Source organism: Halopseudomonas salina, assembly GCF_008641105.1.
The window spans coordinates 186,397-186,831 of record NZ_VTTI01000008.1; positions in this window are offsets into that span (position 1 = coordinate 186,397).

Consider the following 435-nt stretch of genomic DNA (forward strand, 5'->3'; position numbering starts at 1 on the left):
AATCAGTGTGGGGGCTGGGGTGGTATTGGGGTCAAGGGTTTTTTGCTGGAAGCTGGAAGAGTCTTGGCGATGGTGCCTATGACGTTAATCGTGGGTGCACATACACCCAGTCATACCCGCGAAGGCGGGTATCCATTTTGACGTTGAACTTGGGTGACTGTGTAACGGGCCTGGGTGCCTCCTGAAACCGACAATGGATCCCCGCGTTCGCGAGGATGACGAGGGTGCAGTGGGCCAGCGCGGAGGCGGGGTTGGGTTCAGCTTCAAGCTTCAAGCTTCAAGCAAAGCAGCATAGGTCTCAGGGTAGCTTGCGGCTTGCGGCTTGTAGCTTGCGGCTTTTATTGCGCGCAAAGAAAAGCCCCGCGCTGTTTCCAGGCGGGGCGTTTCAGTATAAGCGCTTGACGATGACCTACTCTCACATGAGGAAACCTCACA